The sequence below is a fragment of the Burkholderia sp. KBS0801 genome, assembly GCF_005937855.2.
Lineage (GTDB): Bacteria > Pseudomonadota > Gammaproteobacteria > Burkholderiales > Burkholderiaceae > Burkholderia > Burkholderia ambifaria.
On record NZ_CP042178.1, the window covers coordinates 2,619,080 to 2,640,765 of the forward strand.

The 21,686-nt window shown below is 67.7% G+C and carries 21 protein-coding genes; 10 read left to right on the forward strand and 11 right to left on the reverse strand.

Annotated features, from left to right (window positions below; all coding sequences use genetic code 11):
• Positions 1 to 466: 466 nt before the first annotated feature.
• Positions 467 to 3,829: a GLUG motif-containing protein gene (locus FFI87_RS28630; RefSeq protein ID WP_138850259.1), complete on the reverse strand. Its 3,363-nt coding sequence runs from the start codon at positions 3,827 to 3,829 to the stop codon at positions 467 to 469.
• 63 nt (positions 3,830 to 3,892) lie between these two features.
• Positions 3,893 to 5,530, reverse strand: a complete 1,638-nt coding sequence (locus FFI87_RS28635) for a ShlB/FhaC/HecB family hemolysin secretion/activation protein (RefSeq protein WP_138850258.1) — start codon at positions 5,528 to 5,530, stop codon at positions 3,893 to 3,895.
• Positions 5,531 to 5,959: 429 nt separating this feature from the next.
• Between FFI87_RS28635 and FFI87_RS28640 the strand changes: the two genes are divergently transcribed.
• From FFI87_RS28640 to FFI87_RS28650, 3 genes are all read left to right on the forward strand, one after another.
• On the forward strand, positions 5,960 to 6,592 hold the full coding sequence (locus FFI87_RS28640) for a LysE family translocator (RefSeq protein WP_138849859.1): 633 nt from the start codon (positions 5,960 to 5,962) through the stop codon (positions 6,590 to 6,592).
• 215 nt (positions 6,593 to 6,807) lie between these two features.
• On the forward strand, positions 6,808 to 7,149 hold the full coding sequence (locus tag FFI87_RS28645; RefSeq protein ID WP_138849858.1) for a type II toxin-antitoxin system RelE/ParE family toxin: 342 nt from the start codon (positions 6,808 to 6,810) through the stop codon (positions 7,147 to 7,149).
• A complete protein-coding gene (locus FFI87_RS28650; RefSeq protein WP_138849857.1) occupies positions 7,136 to 7,423 on the forward strand; it encodes a helix-turn-helix domain-containing protein in 288 nt (95 codons plus the stop codon). The genes FFI87_RS28645 and FFI87_RS28650 overlap by 14 nt, the downstream gene beginning before the upstream one ends.
• A gap of 123 nt (positions 7,424 to 7,546) precedes the next feature.
• On the opposite strand, the gene FFI87_RS28655 is transcribed toward FFI87_RS28650, so the two are convergent.
• Both FFI87_RS28655 and FFI87_RS28660 read right to left on the reverse strand, forming a co-directional pair.
• A complete protein-coding gene (locus FFI87_RS28655) occupies positions 7,547 to 8,116 on the reverse strand; it encodes a hypothetical protein (RefSeq protein WP_006749371.1) in 570 nt (189 codons plus the stop codon).
• Positions 8,117 to 8,336: 220 nt separating this feature from the next.
• Positions 8,337 to 8,795: an Lrp/AsnC family transcriptional regulator gene (locus FFI87_RS28660; protein ID WP_006749370.1), complete on the reverse strand. Its 459-nt coding sequence runs from the start codon at positions 8,793 to 8,795 to the stop codon at positions 8,337 to 8,339.
• Positions 8,796 to 8,920: 125 nt separating this feature from the next.
• Here FFI87_RS28660 and FFI87_RS28665 point away from each other — a divergent pair, with 125 nt between their 5' ends.
• The 3 genes from FFI87_RS28665 (at position 8,921) to surE (ending at position 10,924) form a co-directional block, all read left to right on the forward strand.
• Positions 8,921 to 9,658 carry an AzlC family ABC transporter permease gene (locus FFI87_RS28665; protein ID WP_138849856.1) on the forward strand — a complete coding sequence of 246 codons (738 nt, stop codon included), beginning with the start codon at positions 8,921 to 8,923 and terminating at the stop codon, positions 9,656 to 9,658.
• Positions 9,648 to 9,950 carry an AzlD family protein gene (locus FFI87_RS28670; protein ID WP_409995115.1) on the forward strand — a complete coding sequence of 101 codons (303 nt, stop codon included), beginning with the start codon at positions 9,648 to 9,650 and terminating at the stop codon, positions 9,948 to 9,950. The genes FFI87_RS28665 and FFI87_RS28670 overlap by 11 nt, the downstream gene beginning before the upstream one ends.
• Positions 9,951 to 10,144: 194 nt before the next feature.
• A complete protein-coding gene (gene surE, locus FFI87_RS28675) occupies positions 10,145 to 10,924 on the forward strand; it encodes a 5'/3'-nucleotidase SurE (protein WP_138849855.1) in 780 nt (259 codons plus the stop codon).
• A 105-nt stretch (positions 10,925 to 11,029) separates the two neighbouring features.
• Here surE and FFI87_RS28680 read toward each other — a convergent pair whose 3' ends face one another.
• The 5 genes from FFI87_RS28680 to FFI87_RS28700 all read right to left on the reverse strand — a co-directional run bounded on the left by FFI87_RS28680 (position 11,030) and on the right by FFI87_RS28700 (position 15,368).
• Positions 11,030 to 11,851 (reverse strand): SDR family NAD(P)-dependent oxidoreductase, encoded by an 822-nt coding sequence (locus FFI87_RS28680; protein WP_138849854.1) that lies wholly within the window; start codon positions 11,849 to 11,851, stop codon positions 11,030 to 11,032.
• A 69-nt stretch (positions 11,852 to 11,920) separates the two neighbouring features.
• Positions 11,921 to 12,388: a cupin domain-containing protein gene (locus FFI87_RS28685; RefSeq protein WP_138849853.1), complete on the reverse strand. Its 468-nt coding sequence runs from the start codon at positions 12,386 to 12,388 to the stop codon at positions 11,921 to 11,923.
• 229 nt (positions 12,389 to 12,617) lie between these two features.
• Positions 12,618 to 13,970 carry a pyridoxal phosphate-dependent decarboxylase family protein gene (locus FFI87_RS28690; RefSeq protein ID WP_138849852.1) on the reverse strand — a complete coding sequence of 451 codons (1,353 nt, stop codon included), beginning with the start codon at positions 13,968 to 13,970 and terminating at the stop codon, positions 12,618 to 12,620.
• 20 nt (positions 13,971 to 13,990) lie between these two features.
• On the reverse strand, positions 13,991 to 14,290 hold the full coding sequence (locus tag FFI87_RS28695) for an ArsR/SmtB family transcription factor (RefSeq protein WP_012365181.1): 300 nt from the start codon (positions 14,288 to 14,290) through the stop codon (positions 13,991 to 13,993).
• Positions 14,291 to 14,477: 187 nt separating this feature from the next.
• Positions 14,478 to 15,368 carry a LysR family transcriptional regulator gene (locus tag FFI87_RS28700; RefSeq protein ID WP_138849851.1) on the reverse strand — a complete coding sequence of 297 codons (891 nt, stop codon included), beginning with the start codon at positions 15,366 to 15,368 and terminating at the stop codon, positions 14,478 to 14,480.
• A 129-nt stretch (positions 15,369 to 15,497) separates the two neighbouring features.
• On the opposite strand from FFI87_RS28700, the gene FFI87_RS28705 reads away from it, so the two are divergent.
• Positions 15,498 to 16,535 (forward strand): aldo/keto reductase, encoded by a 1,038-nt coding sequence (locus tag FFI87_RS28705; protein WP_138849850.1) that lies wholly within the window; start codon positions 15,498 to 15,500, stop codon positions 16,533 to 16,535.
• A 58-nt stretch (positions 16,536 to 16,593) separates the two neighbouring features.
• Here FFI87_RS28705 and FFI87_RS28710 read toward each other — a convergent pair whose 3' ends face one another.
• The gene (locus FFI87_RS28710) at positions 16,594 to 18,072 is read right to left on the reverse strand and encodes a PLP-dependent aminotransferase family protein (protein ID WP_138849849.1); all 1,479 of its coding nucleotides are present in this window, start codon (positions 18,070 to 18,072) and stop codon (positions 16,594 to 16,596) included.
• A gap of 131 nt (positions 18,073 to 18,203) precedes the next feature.
• Here FFI87_RS28710 and FFI87_RS28715 point away from each other — a divergent pair, with 131 nt between their 5' ends.
• Positions 18,204 to 18,680 carry a GNAT family N-acetyltransferase gene (locus tag FFI87_RS28715; RefSeq protein ID WP_138849848.1) on the forward strand — a complete coding sequence of 159 codons (477 nt, stop codon included), beginning with the start codon at positions 18,204 to 18,206 and terminating at the stop codon, positions 18,678 to 18,680.
• Between the two features lie 31 nt (positions 18,681 to 18,711).
• On the opposite strand, the gene FFI87_RS28720 is transcribed toward FFI87_RS28715, so the two are convergent.
• Complete coding sequence (locus tag FFI87_RS28720) at positions 18,712 to 19,437, reverse strand: class I SAM-dependent methyltransferase (protein ID WP_012365176.1); 726 nt, start codon at positions 19,435 to 19,437, stop codon at positions 18,712 to 18,714.
• 345 nt (positions 19,438 to 19,782) lie between these two features.
• On the opposite strand from FFI87_RS28720, the gene FFI87_RS28730 reads away from it, so the two are divergent.
• Together FFI87_RS28730 and FFI87_RS28735 are read left to right on the forward strand one after the other, a co-directional pair.
• A complete protein-coding gene (locus FFI87_RS28730) occupies positions 19,783 to 20,787 on the forward strand; it encodes a hypothetical protein (protein ID WP_138849847.1) in 1,005 nt (334 codons plus the stop codon).
• A gap of 227 nt (positions 20,788 to 21,014) precedes the next feature.
• The gene (locus FFI87_RS28735; protein ID WP_138849846.1) at positions 21,015 to 21,605 is read left to right on the forward strand and encodes a DUF4410 domain-containing protein; all 591 of its coding nucleotides are present in this window, start codon (positions 21,015 to 21,017) and stop codon (positions 21,603 to 21,605) included.
• Positions 21,606 to 21,686 lie beyond the last annotated feature (81 nt).

Below are 21,686 nucleotides of genomic sequence, written 5' to 3' on the forward strand. Positions count from 1 at the left end.
ATTTCGTACACGTCAAATCGAACGACTCAACACTTTCGGACTTGAACGAACTTTAACGCGGTAAATCCGGGTCGGTCGTTTCGCGTTGCGTTGCGTTGCGTTGACAGATCGTTCGGCGGGTTAGCCGCTCAGGCGACACAATTGGCTGGAGTTTTTTGGGATAGCCCGGTCGCGCGGCTACCTTGATGCGTAACGACGGCGCAGAATACCGACAGCCCCGCGATTTTCCGGCCGTGCCCGGCTCGCCGCCAAAGGAAAGGGTTCTTCGCGGATCGACGTGAAGAACCCTTGAAAAGCATCGTTGCGACGAAGACCGAGCCGGCGATGGCACACGTGCCGCCATCGCCGGTCGGCGAACCCCTCCGGCACCTATGCCGAACGGGCGTCGGATCGAAGTCGCGACAACGCGACGCGCCCGGGAGGCGGGCGTCACTGCAACGAACCCAGCCTCCCGGAACGGGGCCGATCAGTTCCGGATTGAGCCGAAATTGCGGCCCGCGAGCGGCACCGCCGCCGCGTTTCCGCTCACGCCATTGCCGCGCATCCGGCCGAAGTTGACGCCGGCCAGCCCGCCATAGAGCTGGTCGTAGCCGGCCGTGTAGGCAACAAGGCTGCTCGAGTTCGAATAATCGACGTTGCCGAAGTTTTCGCCTGCCACGCCGCCCAGCCGTGCATTGCGCCCGCCGGACACCGCGCCCGACGACGACGACGCCGCGATCTTGCCGTCGTTCTTGCCGACGAGGCCTCCGACCGAACTGCCATCGCCGCCCTTCGCCGAACCGTAGGCGTCGGACGCATCGATCGATGCAATCGTGAAGTTATGGCCGACCAGGCCGCCGACATAGCTACCGGCGCCCGAAACGACGTCTCCCGACGCGCTCGACGACGACACGCTGCCCCAGTTGAGTCCGATCAGGCCCCCTGCACGGCCCCTGCCGGCGACGTTCACGGCACCGCTTGCGCGGGCGCTCGCCACCTTGCCGAGATTCATGCCGACGAGACCACCCGCGATGCTGTCATCGCCGGCCGACACGTTGCCGTCCGCCGAGGAGGCGGCCACGGTGCCGTGGTTTTCGCCGACGAGACCGCCTGCCTGGCTCTGCGCGCCGACCTTGACCGCGCCGTCGGCCGACGAACCGTCAACCTTGCCGAGGTTCGAGCCGACGAGCCCGCCAGCCTTCACGTTGTTACGCCCGTCCACCCGGCCATGTGCGCTCGATGCGAGTATCTCGGCATCGCCCCTGTTACGGCCGACGAGGCCGCCCAGTTGGCTGTCGGCGCCCGTCGAGACGTTGCCGTTCGCAGTGGAGGCGCTGATCGTGGCCTCGTTCAACCCCACGAGCCCGCCCGCCACCGCGGCGTTGCCGGCCTGAACGCTGCCGTTTGCCGTCGACGTCGCGATCGTTGCACGGTTGACGCCGGCGAGCCCGCCGACCACACCCGATGCACCCGCAACGACTTTGCCGCCAGCCGTCGACGCAGCGATCTTGCCGCGGTTTTCCCCGACCAGGCCGCCCGCCGTGCTGTTATCGGCCACGGTCACGTCACCTGTCGCGGCGGACGCCTCGATCAACGCGGCGTTGTAGCCGACGAGGCCGCCTGCCGTCGCGTCATGACCGCCTCGTACGCTCGCGGTCGACGAAGAGGCCTCGATGCGCCCCGCCTTGTCCCCGCCTTCGTTGAAGCCGACGAGACCACCGACGCGCGCGCCGCGGGCCAGGGCGCTGACGCTGCCCGCTGCCGTCGACGCCGTGATGACGCCGCGGTTGATCCCGACCAGACCGCCCGTATCGCCGCCCGACCCGATGACGCCGCTCGCCCCGCTGATGACCGTTACGTCGGCGTGGCTGTTACTGATGGTAGCGTCGCGCTCATTCGGCTCGAGGAACGTGCGGTTTTCGCCAGCCAGACCACCGACGTACAGCGCATCCTTGCCGCCTTCGACGCGGCCCGAAACGGATGCGCGATCGATGCGTCCGCTGAGGTTGCTGCCGACCAGGCCACCGAGGATCGCGCGGCCGTAGCCGGTCACCACGACGTCTTTCGCCTTTACGTTGGTGATGTCACCCGTGTTGTAGCCGGCCAATGCGCCGACGCTGACCGGCGACCTCGTGTACCCGGCCGACCCGCGCGCCGTGATTTTCTCCAGCCCGAGGTTGGCGATGCGGCCTCTGTTGACCGCAAACAACCCGACGACCGCACTGTCGGGATTCGAGATCGAGAGATCGCCGATGGTATTGCCCAGGCCGTCGAACACGCCGCCGAACGCCGCACGATCGCCGCCGAGGCTGCGGAATTGCGCACCGCCGCCGTTGATCGCGTTACCCAGCACGTAACGACCCTTCATGTCGCCGTCGACGGCGCGCAGCCCCGCGAGATCGTGAATCACGCGATACGCTTCGCCGTTCGCCGAGAACGATGCATTGCGCCCCGACAGCGTGACCACGGCGTCGTCCGTCAGCGTATGGCCGCTGCCCGAGTTCAACGCGAGGCTCGCGTTTTCGCCGGTCAGCGCCACGTTGTTGCCGACGCGAATGCGTTGCGCCGCGTTCACCGTCACGCCTGCGTTCGCGCCGCTCGCCGCCAGCGACTGCTTCAGGTCGACGCTGCCCTTTTGCGACGTCAGCGTCAGCGCGTTGTCGCTCGCCCAGTTCACCGCGTCGCCCACCGTCAGGTCGCCCGACGTGTTGGTCAGCGCCACGTTCGTCGTGCCCAGGTTGCGCGACAGCGTCTCGCCGTCGATCGCCACATCGGCGTTACCGCCAACCGACGCGTTGGCCGCCTCGATCGTCCACAGGCCGGTGCGGCCCGACGCCGCGCGCGTATCCACCTGCACGTCGCGCGACACCGCCACGCGCTCGCCGCGCGTCGTCACCGTGCCGCCTGCCGTCGCTGCGTCCTGCGCGCTCGCGTCCAGCTTCCCGCCGACCTGAACCTCGCCGCCGTCCAGCGTGATCTTCCCCGCGCGGCTGCTCAGCCCCTTCGCCTCGATCGTGCCGCTGTTCCTGACCACCGAACCCAGCAGATCGCCTGCCGCGCGCGCCGTCATCAGCACTTCCCCGCCGTCCGCCTTCAGCAGCCCGCCGTTGTGCGCCTGCGCGTCCACCGCCCCACCTTCAACCTGCAGGTTCAGCAGCCCGTTGCCGTCGAAGTTCACGTTGAACGCATTGCCCGCACCCAACGCCACGCGACCCATCTGGGCACGGATCACGCCCGTGTTCGACACCCGCGCACCCAGCAGCGCGACGCTGCCGCCGTCCGCCGCCGTGATCGTTCCGGCGTTCTCCACCGACTGGCCCGACGTCCCCGCGAACCGGTAGCGACCGGCCAGGAAATCGGCGTCCGACAGGTTCTGCGTCGACGCCACCAAGCCGCCCACGTTCACCTGCGCGCCCGCGCCGAACATCACGCCGTTCGGGTTCACCAGGAACACGCGCCCGTTCGCGTCCAGCTGGCCGTGAATCTGGCTGCCGTTCGCGCCGACCACCCGGTTCAACGCGATCGACTGGTTCGTCGGCTGCCGGAACGACACCCGCTCGCCGCTGCCCACGCTGAAGTCCTGCCAGTTCGTGATCAGCTTGTCCGTGTGCTGGTTGATCGACATCGTCTTGTTGTCCGCCGACTTCGCGATGTCAGCCTGCCCCGACATGATCTCGCCGCCCGTCGGCAGCGCGTATGCTCCCGACGACGCCGCCAGCCCCAGCAGCGACACGCCCGCCGCGAGCAGGCGCTTGCCACTGCCCGACTTGCCGCGACGGCGCGCCGTTTCCCCGACTGCGCACCAGCCACCCTGTGCTTCATTCCACACCAGTGAATAGGCCTTGTTCATTTTGGTATCCTCTTCAATCTGCCTTATAAAACCCGCCCTGCCGGACGGACCGATCATGCGCGCTCAGAAATACTGAGCGGCCTGAACCCATACGCTCGGCGCGCGGGTCGGCGAGCCGAACGCCGCGCCGAGCGGCCATGCGGCCGTCAGCGTCACCTGGCGCTTCGCGCCAAACCAGCTCGCGCCGACACCGCCGGCCTGCATGTGCTGCATGTTTCGCTCACGCGTCCACGGGAACTTGTCGGCCTGCACGCGCCCGGCGTCGACGAACGTGCTGACCTGCCATCCCGGTGCGACGAGATACCGCAACTCCGCGCTGGCCTGCCAGCCCTGGTCGCCGCTGCCGGTGCCGAGCGCGTAGGCGCGCACGCCGTACGGGCCGCCGAGACTGAATTTCTCCGATTCGTCGAGATTGCGCGACGCGAACTGCGCGCTGAATTGCGTGTACAGCTCGAACCGACGCCCCAGCGCCTGCACGCGCAGCGCGCTCACATTCAGCTTCGTAAAGCTGCCGATCGATTTTTTCAGCGCATCCGCTTCGAACGGATCGTTGCTGCGCAGTCGCCCGACACCGAACATCACCGAGAACCCGTTGCGGCCGCCCCCCAGCCAGCCGTCCTGACTATTGCCGCTGACGCCGAAGGTCCACAGTCCAACGTTCTTGTCGCGACGTATATCGAATATCCCGTAGTCGTCGCGCAGGTTCTTGTTTTCGTACTGGGCCTGCGCGGTGACGCTCAGGTTTCGCGCACGCACGAGCGGCTGCGTCACGTAGGCGGTCTGCACCGTCGCACGGCCGCTGTAATCGAGATCCGAGAACGCTCCGCCGAGCCGGTAGCGCAGCGACGAATACGCAACGCCGACTCGCGTCGACGCGGGCCCGACCGGTAGCTGGTAGGCGGCACGGTAGTAGCGCTGCAACTCGTTGCTGACGAGCCCGCGCAGGCTCAGGCGATCGCCGAGCCGCAGCGGTGAATTGACGTCGACGCTGCCTCCGACACGGTAGCGCCCGAGCGCTGCGTCGCCGAAGTTGTCGAATTCGAGCGATCCGGACGCGAACGGCCCTTTGTCGGCGTCGACGACGAGATCCGTGGTGCCGGGCATATCGCCCGGACGCAATGTGCCGCGCGCGGCGACGCCGGCCAGATCGTCGAGCAGCAACAGGCTGCGCTCGAGACCGGACCCGCGCACGACATCGCCAGGATGCAGCGCCGCGAGCGGCTGGCGCAGCGCGGCACCGAGCACGCGCGAATGATTCTGGATCGTGATTGCGCCGTAGCGTCCTTCGGCGATTTCGATACGCACGACGCCGTCGTCGATGTCCTGGCGAGGCAGATAGGCGCGCGCAAGCACGTAGCCATGGCGGCGATAGTAGGCAGTGATGCGCGCGGCGGCGCGTTGCAGGTCGGCGAAACCCAGCGTGCTGCCGGCGAGATCGGCGACGAGCGACTGCAACTCGTCGTTGCCGAACACGGTATTGCCGTCGAGCGCGAATGCGCGAACGAGCACGCGAGGCCCCGACTCGGGCGCGCTCCCGGCTGCCTCTTCCGACGGCGCGATCGTCAGCTCGGGCGCGGTTTCCGGCGGCAGATCCGGCCGCGGCGTCTCGATATCGCGCATCGCTCGCCCCGCATCCGGCACTTGCGCATGGACCGGCTCGAACAGGCTCGCGGCACCGCCGCAGAGCAGCGCCACGCACATTGCGCGGCGGACCCGCACGACCACGCCGACGTCGCGCAGCATCGCACGCGAACCAGCGTCGCGAGAGCGCGTCGCTTCGACGCTACCGATGTTGGCCCGACGGCGGTCGACGACTTGCATTGGATCTACCCACATGGAATACATTCGGACCTGGCCGGCAAGGCACTTGCCGGCTGTGACTCAATCGCCGAATGCTACAGACAGACATTCCGCATGTATTTAGATCACGTACGAAAATTCGCGACAGAATTGTTGGTTGCTGGCGCAACCGTGCGACATGCCCGAATGGCAAAAACGGCTTTCGCTTTATCGAAAGGATTGAAGCAAGTCGGCCGTCGGTCGGATCCTGGCGCGAGCACGGTTGACCACCTGCAGCGGCACGCCTAAAGTGGCATTCCTTTTTACGCCGCTCACGCAAAAAGGATTCCCATGATCGACTTCTCCACGCTCGCGTTGTTCTCCGGCGCGTGTCTGGCGCTGACGGCCACGCCGGGCCCCGACATGCTGCTGATCGCATCCCGCAGCGTGAGCCAGGGCCGGCGCGCGGGCTTCGCGACGCTCGCCGGCATTCAGGCGGGCACCTACTGTCATGCGCTCGCCGCCGCGCTCGGGCTGTCGCAGCTCTTTCTCGCTGTGCCGATCGCATACGACATCGTGCGTTTCGCCGGCGCGGCCTATCTGCTCTATCTCGCGTGGAAGACGTTTCGTTCGGACGCGACCGCGCTGTCGCCCGTCGCGTCGCAACGCCGCCACTCGACCGCGACGATTTTTCGCCAAGGGCTGACGACGAACCTGCTGAATCCGAAGATGGCGCTGTTCGTGCTCGCGCTGTTCCCGCAGTTCGTGCGGCCCGGGCACGGCTCGATCGCCGTGCAGATTCTCGTGCTCGCGACGGTGCTCAACCTGATCGGGCTCGTCGTGAACGGCGCGGTGATTCTGTCCGCGAGCCGGCTGAGCCAACGGATCGGCGCGCGCCGCCGTCCGTCGAAGCTGCCGCAATACCTGCTCGGCACGGTGTTCGTGGGGCTCGCGGCGCGACTCGCGGTGGCGGGACGGAACTGATCTCGCCGCCTCCCGAAGCACACGAGCAGGCCTGATATCCATTCGGACAACTAGTCGAATTCAGGCAACAGGCAAACAATCTGGCTCGCACATCAGCAACGAAGCACCGAAGAAACGTCCAGACGTTTCTGCGGTGCTTCCGTGCATTCGACGAGCCGCCCTCATGACAAACACGACGGCGCTCCTTCTTGCAAGGAAATAACATATTTGTTACTATGCGAACCGTCGCGTATGAAATCCATTTCTTCAGCGAGCAAGTCGAGGCAGGCGTGTTTGCGTTGCCGAAGACGCTGACCGCCAGGTTCTTCGCACTCGCTGACCGTATGGAGCAGTACGGCCCGAATCTGGGCGAACCTCACACCAGGCCGATGGGCGACGGGTTGTATGAAATGCGCTTGAAGGGCCTGGAAGGTATCGCCCGTGTGTTTTACTGTGCGGCCGTCGACCGGCGGATCGTCATGCTTCACTGCTTCGTGAAGAAGACGCAGAAAACGCCGCGAAAAGAACTGGAAACCGCGCGCCGCCGATTGAAGGAGATTCGATATGGCAACCTATAAGGCACTGCGCGAGCGCGCGTTGTCCGATCCGAAGGTACGCGCCGAATACGACCGGCTGAACCGCGAGGAATTCGCGCTGCTCGACGCAATGCTGGCCGCCCGGCGAGCCGCCGGTCTTTCGCAGGCCGATGTGGCAGAGCGCATGGGCACGAAGGCGCCTGCCGTCACGCGGCTCGAACGCGCGCTCGCGACAGGCCAGCACTCTCCATCGATCGACACGCTGCGCAAGTATGCGGCTGCTTGCGGAAAGAAACTCGTGATCTCTTTCGCCTGAGTCGCACCCACGCCCGGCCACGCATGAATCGGCCGTCGGTGCGCGGGCGGGGATCGGCCGGGAGGCGGAGCAGGTGAGCCGTCGGTCGCACGCGACATCGTCGCGACGCGCGATGCCGGGCAATCAGCGCGTCGCGCCCAGCGCCACACGCAGCCGCTCCATCAACTGCGTGTAATGCCGCAGCACGTCGTCCTTTGACACGACATTCGCGGTCGAGAAACGCTCGGACCACGCCGGCTTCCATTCATACGAGCCGTGCACGCTGCGGTCGCCGTCAGGCGCGTGGATCAGCGAACGGATTCGCGCGTCGCGGCCCGGGCCCGTGTGCATGTCGAACAGCGCGTGGATATACGTGTGATACGCGTCGTACACGTCGTCGTCGAACAGGTAGCGGTAGATGTGGAACGTGCGGTCGAGCTCGCGCTTCGCGCGGATCACGTCGTCCGGCGAGATGTCTTTCCAATAACCGATCCACGTGTAGAAGCACAGCAGCGCATTGAGCTGCGGCGCGACCGCGTCGTACAGCGCGAGGCGCTTCTCGATCAGCCGCTGGTTGGTCCACTGCACGAGTTCGAGCCGCTTCAGCCGGCGCGCGACGAGCCAGCCGAGGCATGCGACCGACAGCGGCGTCAGCACGCCGAGCACGAGCTTGACGATTTCCAGCGAATTCCACGGATTGTTGAATGGCTGCATGAATGGCCCGACAAGAAGAAACGCATCCGCGCCGGCGCATGACCCGGCGCGCAGCGCCGCCTGCCCGATCGCGTCGACATTGCCCGTTAGTTGCTTGCGCATCGAACGTCGCACGGCGGTGCGAACCATACGTTCGAAGCGGCGTGACTCGCCAGATTACCGGGCGATTGTCACCGAGCCGTGACCGTTCGTCGAGTCATCGCCTCGCATCCGCTCGGCACTAGGTCGGCAGCGCCGACGTGAGCTTGACCTTCTGCATCGGAATGTCGGTCTTCACGCTCAGCACGCCGGGAATGCGCGTGAGGGTTTCCATCTGGAAGCGACGGTAGTCGTCGATGTCGGCCGCGACGACGCGCAGCAGGAAATCGCAGTCGCCGGCCATCAGATGGCATTCGACGACTTCCGGCATCTGCTGGACGGCATCGGCGAAGCGGTTCACGGATTCCGCGTCCTGCCCCTTCAGCCACACGCGAGTGAAGATCGTCAGCCCCTTGCCGACCTTCGCGGGATTCAGCACGGCCACGTATTTCTCGATCACGCCCGCTTCCTCGAGAAGCCGCACGCGCCGCAGGCACGGCGACGGCGACAGCCCGACCTCGTGCGCGAGTTCCACGTTCTGCATGCGGCCGTCGCGCTGGAGCGCGCTCAGGATCCGCCGGTCGATGGCATCCAGTTTCATTTGGCATCCGATTCCAAAAATTTCTCGAATCACGCGTTCAATGCCAAATTCTCTGAAATTTATGGCCACAACGCAACCCGATTCGAGTCAAAAAAGCAGACAATTCCTCCCCCGAAGGAGGAGTGATGAGCAGTAGCGTTTCAACGTCGTCCGGGCTTCGCGACAAGCCCGCCTATGTCGCCGAGATGGGTCGCGGATTGCGCGCGGCGCTGCCCGTCATGCTGGGTTTCGTGCCGTTCGCGCTCGTGCTGGGCGCGCAGGCCGCGCAGAAAGGGCTGAGCCTGTTCGAAGTGCCGATGATGACGGGCCTGAACTTCGGCGGCGGGTCCGAATTCGCGGCGATCCACCTGTGGACCCCGCCGCCGCACATCGCGCTGATCGTCGCGATGTCGTTCCTCGTGAATTCGCGCCATATCCTGATGGGTGCTGCGTTCGCGCCGTATATCCGGCGCCTGCCGCGCCGCCGCGCGTTCGCCGCGCTGTTCTTCATGTGCGACGAAAGCTGGGCGATGTCGCTCGCCGACGCGCGCTCGCGCTCGGCCACGCACATCAGCGTCCCGTATTACGCGGGCGTATGCTCGGGGCTCTACCTGACGTGGATCTCGATGACCACGCTCGGCGCGGCGGTCGGCCCGACGATCGGCAACGTCGAGCAGTACGGCTTCGACATGGCGTTCACGGCGGTATTCCTGGTGCTGCTGCGCGGGATGTGGAAAGGGATGCGCGCGAGCCGCCCATGGTTCGTGAGCCTCGTCGTCGCGGCGGCCACGCACCTGGCCGTGCCCGGTGCGTGGTACGTCGCGGCCGGTGCGTGCGCGGGGCTGATCGCCGCACTGCTGTGGGAGCCGCGCGATGCTGCCTGATTTCGCGACGGTGGCGACCATCGTGCTGATGGCGTCGACGACCTATCTGTCGCGCGTGCTCGGATACTTGCTGCTGCGCAACCGCACGCTGAGCCCGCGGATGGCATCGGTGATGGAGAACGTGCCCGGTTGCGTGCTGATCTCGGTAATCGCGCCGGCCTTCGTGTCGACGCGCCCGGCCGACCTGCTCGCGCTCGCCGTCACGCTGGTCGCGGCCACACGCCTGTCGATCCTGCCGACCGTCATCGTCGGCGTCGTGTCGGCCGGGCTGCTGCGGCATTTGCTCGGATAACACGGTGCGGCCCGCCGCGCAGGCGGCACACATCGAACCACCGAACGGGCGCGTCATGCGCCCGTTTTCGCATGCGCGCGCAGGGCGCGGCACCGCACGGCACGACACGACACGCGTCACGACGCAATGCTAGCCTTGCGGGTGTACCCGCGATGCCTTTCCCCTCTCATTGCCTACCTGCGAGGATCATCCCGATGCAAGAAACCCGCCCGCTGTTCGACCGCGTCCTGCTCACCAACGACGACGGATTCGACGCCCCCGGCCTTGAAGTGCTCGAACAGGTCGCCACGCAACTGGCGCGCGAAGTCTGGATCGTCGCACCGGCGGAAGACCAGAGCGGCACGTCGCATTCGCTGAGCCTGCACGAACCGCTGCGCGTGCATCGCAAGGGCGAGCGCCGCTTCGCCGTGCGCGGCACGCCGGGCGATTGCGTCGCGATCGCGGTCAGCCACCTGATGAAGGACGCGCGGCCCGACTTCGTACTGTCCGGCGTGAATCGCGGCGCGAACCTCGGCACCGAAACGGTGTTCTCCGGCACCGTCGGCGCGGCGATGACGAGCATGCTGGTCGGCGTGCCGGCGATCGCGCTGAGCCAGGCATTCAGCGACCGCAACGCGGTGCCGTGGGATACGGCGCGCACGCACGCGCCGGACGTGATTCGCCGGCTCGTCGCGGCGGGCTGGGACCGCGATGCGTGCCTCAACGTGAATTTCCCGCCGCGGCCGGCCGACGACGTGCGCGGCTTGAAGGTGACGAACCAGGGTGCCGGAACGCTGCAGGGCGTCGACATCGAGTCGGGACGCGATCCGCGCGACATCGAATATCACTGGCTGAAGCTGACGCGCGCACCCCGCGACGACGATGCGAATTCGGAAACGGTCGCGCTCGGCGAAGGCTACATCGCGGTCACGCCGCTGAAGTTCGAACGCACGCACGATCACGCGCTCGCGCGGCTGCGGGCGAACCTGGGCTGAACGGTGCGATCGCGCCGGCAGGCATCGGCCACCGGCGAATAACGGCGGATCGCGACCGCTCGGCGGCCTCACCGCGCTGCCGGATCACGACGTTATCGCACCGCATCACGTCAAGTTCATTCCCCCGTCGAGCATCACGATCTCTCCCGTCACGTAATCGGACGCGACGAGCATCGCGACCGTCTGCGCGACGTCGTCCGGCGTCGCCGCGCGGCGCATCGGCGCACGCTCGTGCCAGAGCTGCTGCGCTTCGGTCCAGTCGGCCGTCAGCGGCGTATCGACGAGCCCCGGCGCCACCGCGTTGACGCGAATCGCCGGCGCGAGCGTGCGCGCGAGCAGGCGTGTCGTGTGATTGAGCGCGGCCTTCGCCGCCGCGTACGGAATCGACGCGCCCTTCGGCCGCACGCCCGCGTGCGAGCTGACGTTGATCACGCAACCAGCGCGCCCGCTCGACGCCGCTTCGAGCAGCGCGGGCTGCGCCTCGGCGACGAGCCGGAACGGTGCGATCACGTTGATCTCGTGCATCTCGCGCCACACGTCGGGCGTCGCGGCGGCGAGATCGTCGTGCGGAATCACGCGGCTCGCGCCTGCATTGTTGACCAGCACGTCGAGCCGCCCGTGCACCGCGAGCGCATCGCGGATCAACCGCACGCGTTGCGCATCGTCGGCGAGATCGGCCTGCACGTAGCTCGCGCCGAGCTCGGCCGCCATTGCGCGGCCGGTGTCGGCGGAGCTGCGCGAATGCAGGATCACCGCATAGCCATCCGCCGACAGGCGTCGTGCGATGGCCGCGCCGATCCCCGACGTCGATCCGGTGACGAGCGCGACAGGCCGATGCACGCGCGACGCGCGTGGCTCGGCGATGGTTTCGGTTTCAGGTTCCGTTTCGGAAATCGGGGCATTCATCGGCGGATGCGGCGCGTCCATGGCGTGGAATCCCGTGAGTAGCGTTCCTGCATCATAGGCGCGGCGGCGGCCGATGCGAATGTGTGCCGTCTACGACCGTTTCGGCAGATCGACGAAATCCTCGAGTTCGCCGGCGATGTAAAGCCGTTTGCCGATTCTCGGGTATTCGCACACGTCGTGTTCGAGGCGCTGGCCGGCGATGAACAGTTGCAGCGGCACGTCGCCGGTATTCTGCAACGTGTGTGCATCGCCGCCGCGCGGAAAGCCGAGAAAATCGCCCGGCCCGATGTCGACAGCGCGTTCGCCGATCGTGGCCGTGCCGGTGCCGGACAGCACGTACACGCATTCTTCCTCGTACAGGTGACGGTGATATTCGGCCGATTCGTGACCGGGCATCAGCGTGAGCAGGTGAGCGCCGATTTGCGTGAGGCCGGTCAGGTCGCTGAGCTGCCTTTTGAGGCGAACGGCATTGGGATTCAGCGAATGCACCGCGCGCGTCGGTTCCATCTTCGCGATGTCGGCAGCTTTCAGCAGTTCCCGGGGAGGTGTCGTGGACATGGGGATCTCGTCAGCGTGATGCAGCGGTTGAACTTGCCGCCCGGGCCGGCGCGGCACGCATGCCCCGTTATTGTCCGGCATTTTCACGTGGATGAGAAACGCGTATGCGCGCGTCGGCGCACACCCGCACACCGCTACCCGGCCTGAGCCGCCACGAGACAGCTTCTTCCGCGGGTTGGCGACGCATGCGCAATGCAAGCGCCGCGCCAGGGTCGCGCGCCACCGCCGCTCAGCCCACCTGCACGCCGCGCAGCTTCGTCAGCAACGCGACGAGACGATCGATGTGTTCGTCCTCCGTGCGCCACGACGACACGCTGATCCGGAACGCCGGCCGCCCCTGCCACACGGTCTGCCCGAACCACACATCGCCCGAATCCTGCGCGGCCTGAAGGATCGCGGTCGTTTCGTCGTCGGTGCCGGCGCGCACGAGCACCTGATTCAGCACGACGCGGTTCAGCACGTCGTATCCCGCCGCGCGCAGGCCATCCGCGACGCGCGCGGCCTGCGCGCAATGCCGCTCGATCATCGTCGCCACGCCGGCGCGGCCGAGCGCGCGCAGCGCGGCCCACACCGGAATGCCGCGCGCGCGCCGCGAGAATTCGAGGTTCAGGTTCTTCTGCGCGTCCTGCGCGCCGCTCAGATAGACGGCGTCGCTGTTCATCGCGCTCGCGAGCGCGGCCGCGTCGCGGCAGATCACCATCGCGCCGTCGTACGGTGTGTTGAGCCATTTATGGCCGTCGGTCGTCCAGCTGTCCGCGCCGTCGACGCCGTTGGTCAGCGCGCGCTTGGACGACGCGCGCGCCCACAGCCCGAACGCGCCGTCCACGTGCACCCACGCGCCGGCAGCCTTCGCGGGTGGAATCAGCGCCGCGAACGGATCGAATTCGCCGGTGTTCACTTCGCCGGCCTGCACGCAGAGGATCGTCATGTCGTCGAGCGGCGGCAACTGCGCGGGATCGATGCGGCCATGCGCGTCGACCGGCGCGACGATCACACGCGTCAATCCGAAGCCGAGCACGCGCAGCGCCTTCTTCACCGTGACGTGCACGAGCTCGGAGACCACCACCTTGACCTCGGGCGCGCCGACCAGGCCGTCCTCGTCGACGTCCCAGCCCTTGCGCGCGAGCAGTGCACGCCGCGCGACGACCAGCGCGACGAGCGTGCAGGCCGTCGCGCTCGTGCCGAAGCCGACCGCGCTGCCCTCGGGCAGCCCGAGCACGTCGACGATCCAGCGCGCGGCCTGCCGCTCGATCGTCGCGGCCACCGGCGAATTGGCGAACGACGACGCGCACTGGTCCCACGCGAGCATCAGCCGCTCTGCCGCCGCCGCGGCCGGCAGCGTCGCGCCGATCACGAAGCCGAAGTAGTTCGGGCCGTTCGACGCGACGGTCGCGGGTGTGCCGCGCTCGTCGAGCAGGCGCAGCACGTCGTCGGCCGGACGGCCTGTGTCGGGCAGCGGCTCGTCGAACGCCGCAAGACCGGCGAGCGCGGCCGCGTCGGGATACGCGCGCCGTTCATCCGTCGCGGCGAGATACGCATGCGCGCGCCGGTCGGCGTCGGCCAGCAGGGCGAGTTCATCCATGTCGATTGCCTCGGTGAGGGTTAGAGTTGCAGGAGATCGCGGCCCAACTGATGCAGCGCATCGTCGATCCGCCTGTAGTACGTGAACTTGCCGACGCGCGTCGCCTGCACGAGCCCGGCATCCGCGAGGATGCGCATGTGCCGCGTGGTCGTCGCCGGCGCGATGCCGAGCTTCTCGGTGATGTAGGTGCAGCACACGCCCAGTTCGTCGAAGTCGCCGTGCGGCTGCGGCGGAAAATGCTCGCGCGGCTGCTTGAGCCAGCGCATCACGGCCAGACGGCTTTCGTTGGCCAGTGCGCTGATGCGGGTGACGTCGTCCATGGGTTGCGGTTTCGTTTGGCGTTTTGAATATTAGCTAAATGACGAAACGTGGACAACCGGGCCGGCGGGCGGCTTCTGCGTTGGGTGTCGTGCCGGCAGCGGCTTCGTCCGTCATCGCAACGCATCTGATGTCATCACGTCGCAGCCGGCATGGAGAGGCATCCGGCGCGACGCGATCCGGTTGCGATCATTCCGCTGCTGCCAGCGCCTGCGCCAGTCGCTCGATCAGCGCGCGCACGCGCCGCGGCTGCGCGGCGCCGCCCGGATAAACGATCTGCAGGTCGACTTCGCCCGGCGAGAAGTCGCGCAGGATTTCGACGAGCGCGCCGGACGCCAGATCCTGCTCGACGTCGAGCTGCGACTTCAGCGCGATCCCGTGCCCCGCGACGCACCACGCGCGCACGAGCGCGCCGTCGTTGGCCACGCGCCGGCCGCGCACCATCACGCGCTTCAGTGCGTCGTCGATGCGGAACGGCCACTCGGCATACAGTTCCTGACCGAAACGCATCACGATGCAGTCGTGCGCGGCAAGTTCGTCCGGATGCCGCGGCGTGCCGCGCTTGGCGAGATAGGCGGGCGCGGCGCACACCACGCGGCGCGACCGGCCGAGCGAGCGGCTGCGCAGCGCGCTGTCCGCGAGCGTGCCGCGCCGGATCGCGAAATCGAGCCCCTGCCCGACGAGATCGACATAGCCGTCGCCGAGATGCAGGTCGACCGTGACGCCCGGATGCTCGGCCAGGAACGCGTCGACGACGGGCACGACACGCGCCTGCCCGAGGTCGGCCGGCGCGCTGAGCCGCACGGGCCCCGACAGCGTCTGCGCGCCGAGCCGCACGCGGCTTTCGAGCTCATCCGCTTCGGCAAGCAGGCGCCGCGCGCCGGCGACCAGCGTGCGGCCCTCGTCGGTCAGGCTGATCGCGCGGGTCGTGCGCGTGAGCAGCGCCGCGCCGTAATGGCTCTCGAGCGCCGCCAGCCGCTCGGACACCGTGGCCGGCGACAGGCCGACCTCGCGGCCGGCCGCGGCCAGCCCGCCCTTCTCCACGATGCGCAGGAACAGCGCGAGGTTATCGAGCAGCATTCTTCGGTTTCTCCGAATGATATTTTCGAAGTCTGCCCAATTATCCGGTTGAACCGCAAGCGCTAGAGTGAGGATCAACCTTGCCGGCGCCCACTCGCGCCGGCGTCCGATCCAGAGAGGGCACACGACATGGAATACCGCACGCTCGGCCGCTCCGGCCTCAAGGTTCCCGTGCTGAGCTTCGGCGCAGGCACGTTCGGCGGCACCGGCCCGTTGTTCGGCGCATGGGGCAACACGGGCGTCGACGAAGCGCGCCGCCTGATCGACATCTGCCTCGAAGCCGGCGTCAACCTGTTCGACACGGCCGACGTGTATTCGGACGGCGCCTCCGAGCGCGTGCTCGGCGCCGCGATCCACGGACGGCGCGACCAGGTGCTGATCTCGACCAAGACGGGCCTGCCGACCGGCGACGGGCCGAGCGACGCCGGCACGTCGCGCTCGCGACTGATTCGCGCGGTGGACGGCGCGTTGCGCCGCCTCGACACCGACTACATCGACCTGCTGCAGCTTCACGCGTTCGACGCGGCCACGCCGGTGGAGGAAGTGATGTCGACGCTGGACGACCTGGTGCGCGCGGGCAAGCTGCGCTACATCGGCGTATCGAATTTCGCCGGCTGGCAGATCATGAAGTCGCTTGCGGCGGCCGACCGGCACGGCTGGTCGCGCTACGTCGCGAACCAGGTCTATTACTCGCTCGTCGGCCGCGACTACGAGTGGGACCTGATGCCGCTCGGCGCGGATCAGGGCCTCGGCGCGCTGGTGTGGAGCCCGCTCGGCTGGGGCAGGCTCACCGGCAAGATCCGCCGCAACGCGCCGCTGCCCGCAGGCAGCCGCCTGCACGACACGGCCGGCTTCGGGCCGCCGGTCGACGACGAACGGCTGTACGACGTGGTCGATGCGCTCGACGCGATCGCGGAGGAAACCGGCAAGACCGTCCCGCAGATCGCGCTGAACTGGCTGTTGCAACGGCCGACCGTGTCGTCGGTGATCGTCGGCGCGCGCAACGAGGAACAGCTGCGCCAGAACCTCGGTGCGGTCGGCTGGTCGCTGACCGCCGCGCAAATCGCGAAGCTCGATGCGGCGAGTGCGGTCGAAGCGCCGTATCCGTACTTCCCGTATCGGCGGCAGGACGCGTTCGCGCGCGTCAATCCGCCGCTGCGCGGGTAAGCGCAGCCGCGGCGCCATCGCGCCGCGGTGCCGCCAGCGGAATGCGGCGCGACGGCGGTCACCGCGCGGCCAGCACGCGGTCGATCATCTCGCCGATCCGGCGCGCGAGCGCGTCCATCCGCTCGGCCGGCACGCCGCCGTAGCCGAGCACGAGCCCGTTGTAGCCGTGCGGGGTGCCCGGCATGCAAAACGACGACAGCGGCCGCAGGATCAACCCGTGCGCCTGCGCGACGCGGCTCAGTTCCGTGTCGGCCACCGGCACGTCGAGCCGCGCGGACAGATGCATGCCGCCGGCGCCGCCCGACACCGTCAACCGCGTGCCCAGCCGCCGCGCCAGCGCATCGTGCAACGCGTCGCGCCGCTCCGCATAGACGCGACGCATGCGCCGCAGATGCCGCGTGAAATGCCCCGCGTCGATGAAATCCGCGAGCGCGCGCTGCTCGATCGCACGGCCCTGCAGCATCAGCGCACCCGCCGCGTCGCGCAGCGGCTGCGCGAGCGCGGGCGGCACGACCATGAAGCCGAGCCGCAACGCGGGAAACATCACCTTGCTGAAGGTGCCGAGATAGATCACGGGCGCATCGTCGACGAGCCCCTGCACGGCCGCGTGCGGCGTGCCGTGGTGGCGGAACTCGCTGTCGTAGTCGTCCTCGACGATCCACGCGCCGGCCGCGCGTGCCTGTGCGACGAGCGCGAGCCGCCGTTCGAGGCTCATCACCGCGCCGAGCGGATACTGATGCGACGGCGTGATGTAGACAAGCTTCGGCGCACGATCGCGCCAGTCGTCCGGATGCGGCGCGAGCCCCTGCGCATCGACGCCGATCGGCTCGACACGCAGGTCGGCCGCGAGAAACGCGTTGCGCGCACCTTGATAGCCGGGGTTCTCGATCCACGCGACGTCGCCGGCGTCCGCCAACGCGCGGGCGCACAGGTCGAGCGCGCCTTGCGTGCCGTCGGTGACGATCACCTGCGCGGCATCGCAGCGCACGCCGCGCGATGCACGCAGATAGCCGGCGATCGCGTCGCGTAGCACCGCATCGCCTTCGGCCGACTGGTAGCCGAGTTGCGCCGGCCCGGCGTTGCGCCATGCCCGTTCGATGCAGCGCCGCCACTGCGCGAGCGGGAATTCGTCGACGGCCGGCGCGCCCGGCATGAACGGCAGCGACTCGTCGAGGCCGCTCGTCGCGCGCTCGGCCCGCGCGACTCGCCGCGACAGCACCGTCGTATCGCCGGCGGGCGCCGCGGCGGCGGCCCGCGACCCGCGCAGGCCCATCCGCGCGACGACGGTGCCCTGTCGCGAGCCGGTCACGAACCCTTCCGACGCGAGCCGCTCGTACGCGTACAGCACCGAGTTGCGCGCGATGCCGAGCTCGTCGGCGAGTGTGCGCGACGCAGCGAGCCGCGCGCCTTCGGCAATCCGGCCGCCCAGGATCGCATCGCGCAGGCATGCGTACAGCCGCTGCTGCTGCGACATCCGCGAGGCCGCATGCGGCCCCGCCTCGCGCTCGAAGGTCGACAGCAACACGGCGTAATCCATCGTGGCTCCAGAATGTGTAGACGTCATGGGTCTACACATGGTGCCACGAACTTTCTATCGTAGCGGTCTGCTCTCGTTGCCGGCCGTGCTGGCAACGCTTCGTTCCAACATCATCGATGAGGTTCGCGACCATGAACGCTACCGACGCCGGCCTGACCGTACGCCCCGTGCGGGAAGACGATTTCGACGACTGGCTGCCGCTGTGGAACGGCTACAACCGCTTCTACGGCCGCTTCGGCGACGCCGCGCTGCCGCGCGAGATCACGCAGCTCACGTGGTCGCGCTTCTTCGACGGCTACGAGCCCGTGCATGCGCGTGTCGCGGAACGCGACGGCCGGCTCGTCGGGCTCGTGCATTTCCTGTATCACCGCAGCACGACGCTGGCCGGGCCGACCTGCTATCTGCAGGATCTGTTCACGCTCGACAGCGAACGCGGCAAGGGCGTGGGCCGCGCATTGATCGAAGCCGTGTACGACGCCGCACAGGCCCATCGCGCCGAACGCGTGTACTGGCAGACGCACGAAACGAATCACACGGCGATGCGGCTGTACGACTCGGTCGCGGAAAAGACCGGATTCGTGATCTATCGGAAGGTCCTGCCGCGCTGATCGTGCCGCACGCAGCGCGGCCGCGACGGCTTCAATCCAGCGGCCGCGCCTTGATCCACAGGAACAGCGGCACGCGCGACCACTGCTTCAGCGTGTCCGTGTCGGCGCGGTCGGGCGGCGGCTCGCGCAGCGACACGATCGCGAAGCCGGCCGACTCCAGCGCATCCATGTAGGCCTGAAGCGGCAGCGACCAGCCCGCGAAGTGCATCGACAGCCCGTCGCGCGTTTCCACGCCTTCGAAATGCTCGCTGCCGAAATACGTGCCTTCCAGCACGAACGGCGCGTCCGGTTGCGGCCCCGCGAAACGGCCGCGATCGCGGAACGGATGCACGAGCGACACGAACAGCAGCCCGCCCGGCTTCAGCACGCGGCGCGCCTCGCGCAGCGCGGCGGCCATGTCGTCGAGGTCCATCAGCACGTTGTATGCCATCACGACGTCGAAGCTGGCCGGATCGAACGGTAGCGCTGCGGCGTCGGCGAGCGCGTAGCGGTGCGCGGAATCCGCGCGACGCGCGGCGTCGAGCATCGCGGGCACCGCGTCGCTCGCGGTCACGTCGTAGCCGAGCGCCTTCAGCTCGCGGCTCACGCGACCCTCGCCGCAGCCGATCTCCAGTGCGCGGCCGGCTCCGCGGCCAAGGTAGGCGGCCAGCCCCTCGCGATACTTCCAGAACGCATCGTGGCCCGGCCTGCCGGCCCAGTCGATCCATTGGTCGGCGACGTGCGTCCAGTGCGCTGTGATGGCTTTCGTGTCGGTCATGTTCGATCTCGATCGGCGGGGGGCGTTCCGGCCCACGTGCGCATGGTAAGCCGAAGCGGCGGAGCGCGTGAGCGCGGCTTGGCGCTGGCGTGGTCGCTGGGGGTCGCTGGGGGTCGCTGGGATCGCTGGGATCGCTGGGATCGCTGGGATCGCTGGAGCCGCTGGAGCCGCTGGAGCCGCTGGAGCCGCTGGAGCCGTTGGCGTCCCTGCCGTCGCTGGCGTCGCCGGAGCCCACCTCGGCTGGTTTCCGTTTCCGGCCACCGCGTCCTACAGTTATGAGCAACACCATGCGCCGCCGCGTATCGGCCGCGTCCGTCGATACGCACCCGATTCCGAGGGATGTCCATGCCGAGTATCGTCGCCGGTCCCGCCCATCTCCCGCCTAGCTCTGTCGCCGCCGAAACGCGCATGGTGCACGACGTCGCCACGCTGCAGCCAGCCGACTATCGTTCGGCCGACGGTGCATCATGGGTCATCGCCACGCTCACGCCGGCCCCGGACAGCGGCGAAACCGTGACCGGCACTACCTACTTCGATACCGCGAAACAGCAGACCGTCGCGGTGCCCGATGCACGGCGCCGCTACGCGAACCGCGGGACCTGGCAGGTCGTCGCGAGCTCCAGCCCGTCGGTGCCCGCCACCGGCCGCTACGACTGGCTGACGCTCGCGTGGCTGCCGATCAACCGGCGGCCGCTGCCGCAAACGGCCGAGCACCTTTATTCGCCGTTCATACACGGCGGCACGATCGTCTACCGGTGGAATCCGGCCGCGCCAGGCGGCGAGCAGTTCGGCAACGTGCGGATGATTTTTCCGGAGTGGCGGCAGCAAGTGGCGGACGTGCTGCGGGCCGCGCCCGGCGACGACGCGCAAGCGGCGACCGCGGCGTCGGCGTCGGCGCTCGATCGCGTGAAGCAGGACCGCAACCCGATGGCCGCCGTGCTCGACTTCGGCGCGGCGCTGCATGACGAACCGGCCGACCGGATCGCCGCGCGCCTGCCCGCATTGCTGCGTGAGAACGACCTGCACGAAGTGTCGGCGATCGTGTTCCAGTGCATCGCCACCTCGCGCGAAGCGGACCGGCCGCGCTTCGTCGAAGCAATCAACGGCTCGATCTTCTCGGTCGACGACAGCGCGCGCCTGCTCGCGATCGCCTACGGCGCGTTCGCGGCCGGCAGGGCACGACCGCGTCCGTTCAGCGATGCCGCGCAGGCCGCGCGCATCAACGACGTGTTCACCGCGTTGAAGCAGCGCACGTCGGCGCTCGGCGTGCCGGTCGCGCAAGGGTCGCCGTGGTACGAGTTCTTCACCGCGTATCGGCTGGGCGGTGCGGTATCCGGCCACGGACGGTAATCGCGCGTCAATCGCCGGCGCCGCGATAGCAACGGCCAATCTCCGGTACTCGGCATCGCTCACCGCGCCGCGGATCATTCATCGGCGCGTCGGTGCCCCGATAAACAAATGCCGAACGGATTCTCGATTTTTCCCGTCAATTCGATGAATTGAATCGAATTGCCCCATGCTAGATTCAGTTCCGGCTACCAAGCCTGTTCAAATAACCTCAATCAAAAGACCAAACCATGAAATCTCTTTTCCGTCATGCCGCTCTGGCACTGGTGACCATCGGCTTCCTGTCGGGCTGCGCAAGCAGCGTGACACGCGATACGAGCAATTCGGCGGGGGCGCCCGTGACCGCATCGACGATCCACTTCGGCACGAAACCCGTGATCGTGAAGGTCACGCTCGACGATACCGCGCGGGAAGAGTTGAAAGACAACCTGAAGTTCGACGCGAAGAAACTGCAGGAGAAAATCGAAAGCGCACTGGATGCACGCAAACTGCTCGCCAAAGCAGATTCCCCCGATGCGATGCACCTGAATGTCGAAGTCACCGGCGTTCGCGTGCGGTCGAGCTTTTCCGCGGTCATGTTCGGATTCATGGCGGGCAACGATCATGTCAACGGCACCGTGACGCTCGTCGATGCCGACAATCATCCGGTCGACCACTTCAAGGTGTCGGCCTCGTACGCGCTCGGCGGCATCGCCGGCATCGACAGCATGCGCATGGACTGGCTGTACGAGAAATTCACCGAGCAGACGCTCGCAACGCTCGATCCGGCAACGGCTGCGAAGCAGGCTGCCACGGCACCGGACGCGTCGAAGAAGCTGTAAGGTCCGACGCCCGGCGGATCGCGCAATCACGGCCCGCGGGGCGGCGGTCGCCGTGCGCATCGTCGGGCGACGCTACCGGTT